The organism is Novosphingobium hassiacum (genome assembly GCF_014196055.1).
GTDB lineage: Bacteria > Pseudomonadota > Alphaproteobacteria > Sphingomonadales > Sphingomonadaceae > Novosphingobium > Novosphingobium hassiacum.
Window position 1 is genome coordinate 1 of the sequence record NZ_JACICY010000041.1, and the last position, 4,996, is coordinate 4,996.

Consider the following 4,996-nt stretch of genomic DNA (forward strand, 5'->3'; position numbering starts at 1 on the left):
ACCACGCTGTCCAACAACGGTGCTATCGTCAGCAACACGCTGACCGGCACCCAGGCGGACACTGTGGCGGCCAGCTATGCGGTGCTGAACGAGCAAAGCAACGCCGGGGTGATCGCGGCTACGGCCACGCTGACCTATGGTGCTGGCTTCAGCAAGAATGGCGTCACATCGGTCAGCAACTCGTCGGTTGCGCTGAACGGCAACAGCGTGATTGCGGTTGGTTACGGCAACTCCGCCAACAACTCGCTGTCGCTCAATGCGCTGAACAACCCGGCCACTGCCGGAACGCTCTCGACGGCGGCACTTGCCAGCAACCAGAGCAACACCGGCAACGTGAGTGCGACCTCGGGCAGCAATGCGCTCGCGATCAACTCTGGAGTGTCGGGAATTGGCACCGGCGGCGTCAGCCAGTCCAGCCTGTCGATCAACGGCAATGCCTTGGGATCGGCTGCCTATGGCAACAGCGTGACCAACGCGGTGACCTTTGGTGGAACCAATGTGACCCTGCACTGATGACCTGATCTTCCGGCGCTCCTTTGGGGGCGCCGGAGTAATTCTGCTCACGAGGTAATTGATATTCAAATCCGCAAATAAGGAAAGGGGAGCAGGGGGCAAGTGAGTTTCGCCGAATTGAATTAACCATATTCCTTAAGGAAATAATCATGAATAGCAGTTCACGTAAGATGCGTACAACGCTGCTGACAGGTGTCAGCACTATACTTCTCGCGGGCACGGCGCAGGCGCAATCGGTCACGACGACCTCGGACACCAGCCTGTCTGCCGACCAGTCGTTCAACACTTTTGCTGCGACCGGCGCCACGACGCTTGGCAGCAACACCAATGGTTCGATCACTACGGTGATCAATAGCGGCGCGGCTGCCACGGCGGCGCTGAGCAGCGGCACGGTTTCGGTCGCGGGCAACAGCGCCACCTCGGCCGGCTACGCCAACAGTGCGAACCAGACCGTCAACGGCAGCTTCACCAATGTCACCGGCAGCAGCCTTGCCAATGAGGCGGCGTCGTCGAATGCGGCGACAACGGCTGCTACGGTCACCGCGACCAATGACATCGGCGTCGCACTCAGCCAGCAGGCCACTTTGGCCACCGCCACCGTCAGCACCGCCATTCCCGCGAGCGTAACGCTCGACCGTGGCATGACGAACAGCCTCGCCACGATCTCGGGCAACAGCCAGAGCGCGACTGGTGTGCAGAACTACGGCGCCAACACGCTGAACACCGCCAGCAACAACAGCTCGGCATCGGCCGGTATCGCCTCGGCACAGTCGAGCCTCAATTCGACGCTGAGCGCGACCGTGTCGGGCGCCGATACGTTCACGACCGGTTCGAACACCGCCGCCTCCGCCGCGCTGTCCAACAGCACCGCGCAACTGACCGGCAATTCGATGACCGCCACTGCGGTGTCCAGCTCGGTTTCCAACACCCAGGTTGCCACTGCCAACGATCTGACGCTGGCGCCCGCCTCGGCCGGCAAGGCCGATACCACCACGACTGCCAATGCCAAGGGCACTTATGCGACGGCGTCGGAGCAGCAGCTGGCGCAAACTGCCGGGACCACGTCGGTAACGGCGACGATTGACAACACGACTGGTGGCTACAAGGCTGCGGTCACGGGCAATCTGGCCGCGTCCACGCTCAACAACGACAGCAACACCGCCCAGGCAGTTGCGCATGGCAACGAAACGGTCAATTCCACAACGCTGACCGCCAATGGCATTACCGCCACGGGCGCCGGCAGCACGGTGGCCGCGATCGCCGCCAGGCAGGATGTGACCGGCACGGTGGCCATCACCGCCACCACCGGCGGCAACGGCGCCATGGTCAACAACGCCATCACCGGCGCGCTGACCACCAGCACGGTAACCGCCTCGGACAACGTGGCCAGCGCGGGTGCTCTCGCCAACGCCGGCGGCAACAGCCTCGCCGTCTCGGCCAACACCATCTCGACGACCTCCACCGCTGGTGGTTCGGCCTCAGCCGGCGTAGCCAACGGCGCCTTCGCGGTGGCCAGCGAGCAGTCGGTTAGCTCGGGCACGACCGTTTCGGCGACCTTGGTCAATCCTGTCTCTGTGTCATCTGGCACCATGGTCTATACCGGGATCAGCGGCAGCGTGACCGATTCCAGCGTTGCTTCGCTGGGCAACAAGCTGAGCGCCAGCGCGGCCGGCAACACCACCCTGGCGGGCGGCAATGCCATCACCCTGGCGGGCACCAATGTCGAGACCACCGCAGCGATCGACAGCGCGCAAACCATGAGCGGCACCTTGCTCGCCAGCGTCGGTTCGGCAGGGGTCGCGCCGACGGCTGCGACTCCGCATAGCTACACGGCTACCAGCACTTCATCCTCCCTCGCCGGTGGAGGATTGTATAATTGGACCGGTACATTAACAAATGCGGCAGTATATCAAGCCCAACTTGTTGGTCTATACCCCGCATATAGCTTTTCTGTTTCCGGCGCCGATCTTATTGTCACTATAGCCAATCAAGTTAGTAGCATCGTTGGCTTTGCCCCCTTTACCTACACCAGCCCCGGCGCTGCGGGCGTGCCCGCCAGCGGCGGCGCAGTGGTTGCGATCGGCGGCACCGGCCTGCTCCGCAGCAATGCCAGTGTCGACGGCAACGCCACCACCGGTACGGTCAGCGGCAACACGGCGGCCAACCAGCTTGCCGTCAGCGCGACCAACCTGACCAAGGCTTCCAATCCGGTGACGCTTGGATCGGCCACGGTGGGCGCAGGCGCAGCAGCTACTGTTGCCGGCATGGCCGTGACCAACGACCAGACCGTCGGCGCCACGGCGGTGCTGACCAGCACGGTCGGAGCTCCGTTCCAGGTGAGCGTGGCAGATGCCACTACTCCGGCGGGTACTGATGTCGTCAGCAGCACGCTGTCGGTGTCGGGCAATAGCGGCAAGTCGACGGTGACGGGCAACAGCGCCAGCAACGGTATCGACCTGAGCGCCACCAATGTGTCGGTCAGCTCGGCTCTGGCGAACAACCAGATCGAGAGTGGCGCGCTGCTCAACACCATCTCCAGCATCAGCGGTGCCAATGCCACGATCGGCGGCGACATCGGCGCGAGCTCGGTTGCGGTTAACGGCAACACCATGGCGGGCACCACCACCGGCAACACGGCGACCAACAGCGTTGCGGTAAACGGCAGTGCCGTCATTGCCGCTGGCGATGGCACGGCGGGGGCCGCCGTTGCCAATCCGAATGCTACCGCTGTCGTCACGGCAACGGCCGATCACGCACTGGCCAACAGCCAGACGGTGGCCGGCACGCTGGGCACCGGTGTCACTGCCACGTACAATGTGGTGACCCTGGATGCCGGCACAACGCTGGGCGGAACGATCGGCGGCAGCACGCTGTCGGTGTCGAACAACGTCCAGTCGGCGGCCACTTCGGGCAACCGGGCCAGCAACAGTGTCGCTCTGACCGGCGGCAGCATCGCCACCAGCGGCGCGCTGATGTCCGTCCAGGCCAGCACGGCTACGACGGTTGGTGCAAGCTCGAACATGACCGTGGCGGCTCCGGCATCCATGGCCACCTCGACGCTGACGCTTGACGGCAATGCCAACACGGCCACGGCGACGGTCAACACCGCCACCAACGCCATGACGGTTGCCGCCGATAACGGCCTGACCACGACCAAGGTATCGGGCACCAATAACGCCAGCCTGTTGGGCAGCAACGCAGCGGGATACGTTGCTAACGGCGATTTTGTGGTGAACAATGCCCAGTCGGTGACCAACGCTGCAGTGGTGACGGTACTTGCCACCACCACCGTCTCCAACAACGATGGTGCCCTCCTGGCAACGGGTGGGATCGGTCAAAGCTCGGTCAGCATGAGCGGCAACACGACCAATGCCAGTGGCCTGGCGAACAGTTCAGCAAATTCGCTGAACCTTTCGGCAAACAGCGACAGTGCCTCGGGCGGTGTGCTCAACCAGCAGGGCAATGCTGGTTCGGTCACCGTGGGCGGTGCGTCGACGATCAATCTGGCTATCCTCGGTACAAGTTCTTCAACGAAGCCGCTTGATACCAGCTCGGTTGCGATCACCGGCAACACCACTACTGCGCGTGCAGGCGGCAACAATGCCACCAACAGCCTGAACGCATCGGCAACCACGCTGTCCAACAACGGCGCGATTGTCGCCAACACACTGACCGGCGCTCAGATGGACAGTGTTGCGGCTACCTATGCAGTGCTGAACGAGCAGGCCAACACCGGGGCGATCGCGGCTACGGCCACGCTGACCTATGGTGCTGGCTTCAACCAGAATGCCGCCACAACGGTCAGCAACTCGTCGGTTGCGCTGAACGGCAACAGCGTGATTGCGGTGGCTTACGGCAACTCCGCCAACAACTCGCTGTCGCTCAATGCGCTGAACAACCCGGCCTCGGGCGGGACCACGTTCACGACCGCAGCGCTCGCCAGCAACCAGAGCAACACCGGCAACGTGAGTGCGACCTCGGGCAGCAATGCGCTCGCGATCAACTCTGGCGTGGCGGGTATTGGCACCGGCGGTGTCAGCCAGTCCAGCCTGTCGATCAACGGGAATGCGCTGGGATCGGCGGCCTACGGCAACAGCGTGACCAACGCGGTGACCGTCGGCGGAACCAATGTGAGCCTGGTGACGCCTAACTGATGAAGCGAGTCTCCGGCGCTCCCTTTGGGGGCGCCGGAGTAATTCTGCTCATGAGATAGTGAGAATTCAAATCGGAGATCAAGAAAAGGGGGCTGCGAGTAAATGGGTTTCGTCAAATTAAGTTAACCACATTCTTTAAGGAAATAATCATGACTCATAATTCACGCAGGATGCGCACAACGCTGCTGACTGGCGTCAGCACACTTCTGATCGCCGGTACGGCGCAGGCGCAGTCGGTCACCACGACCTCGGACACCAGCCTGTCGGCCAACCAGTCGTTCAACACCTTCGGGGCGGTCAGCGCTACGACGCTTGGCAGCAACACCAAT

Annotated in this window: 2 protein-coding genes and 1 pseudogene; all 3 read left to right on the forward strand. The window is 62.7% G+C overall.

Translation table 11 applies throughout. From position 1 onward, the window contains the following. Positions 1-513: pseudogene (locus GGQ88_RS20895) on the forward strand (beta strand repeat-containing protein); the annotation flags it as partial. Positions 514-662: 149 nt separating this feature from the next. Beyond that, positions 663-4,667, forward strand: coding sequence for a beta strand repeat-containing protein (locus GGQ88_RS20900; RefSeq protein ID WP_246386419.1), 4,005 nt, complete (start codon positions 663-665; stop codon positions 4,665-4,667). Between the two features lie 149 nt (positions 4,668-4,816). Continuing rightward, the coding region (locus GGQ88_RS20905; RefSeq protein ID WP_183615336.1) for a hypothetical protein at positions 4,817-4,996 on the forward strand (180 nt) is incomplete at its 3' end.